Origin of the sequence: Kurthia sp. Dielmo, from assembly GCF_000307285.2 — a bacterium.
GTDB lineage: Bacteria > Bacillota > Bacilli > Bacillales_A > Planococcaceae > Kurthia > Kurthia populi.
The window spans coordinates 198075-199091 of record NZ_HE578959.1; the positions used below are offsets into that span (position 1 = coordinate 198075).

Below are 1017 nucleotides of genomic sequence, written 5' to 3' on the forward strand. Positions count from 1 at the left end.
GCGTCCGTCAAATTCAGCTGAAAGAATGTGTCTTTTTCTTTGTCTCACTTTCGTGGGTCAGTTCCTCAGCGTGTCCTTCTTTTTATTTCAATTCATCACGCACATACTCACGGAAGCGTGCATCGGTAACGAATTTACCGATGAAGCGGTGAATGGTGCGTTGTAATTTACGTTGTTCTTTTAATGAGTCCGTATTAGCGAAAAAGGCTAATTGCATTGTTGTGCCATTGACCTTAGTTGCATACATCGCCATTGTCAGTACCCATGCAGTAGAGCCACCTTTTTCAGCGTATTGTTTATAGCGGCGCGGATTAACCTTTGCTGTATCAACGATAGGGTCTAATACATCGTAAAAAGCATCGTTGAAAATAGCACGGGTATTTAATTGCTCCATTAACTTTACATAGTCTGCTGTAGATGCCTTTGGTAGGCGATCTGACCACACACGCTGTACATCGAGTGGTAAATAACTCAGTAATTCTTTGCGCTGTTCAGCAGAGAGTTGAGTATTCTTTAGTGTTTCATGGGCTTCTAGAATCCCCGCTTCATATGTGGCTGCATCCATTTGACGCAGTACCTCAGCACCTTGCTCAGGCTTTAATTGATGTGCCTTCATATACATATAAGGAAAATACTGCGATGCAGAGAGCGGATACAACGCCGTTTGGTGAGTGAGTCCCATTTTCTTTGCACATGCATTAATATTATCTAAGCCAAGAAGCTCGATTAAATAATCTGTATTTGCATTCGAGCTATTGCGTATCATGCCTTTTGCGACATCTTCTAATGATACGACTACACCTTCTAGCTGTGATAGCCAGGCGGAATGCGCGCCGCCATCAAGCTGAGGTAAGTAATAATGCTCCATTGCCGTGACAGGAATTTCTTTTTTCGGATTGATCGTGCCTTCCGCAGCTTGACGTGCAAACTCTATTGCAACAAGCCATTTTACCGTACTTGCAAGGGGCATTTGCTGTGTCTCATTGACGCGAACCCATTCTTTATCCTCGAATTGGA

General features: G+C 43.4%; 1 protein-coding gene. It reads right to left on the minus strand.

Annotated elements, in window-relative coordinates; genetic code table 11:
* Positions 1-82 precede the first annotated feature (82 nt).
* On the minus strand, positions 83-1017 hold a 935-nt coding region (locus KTHG_RS12215), incomplete at its 5' end, for a serine hydrolase (RefSeq protein WP_147633106.1).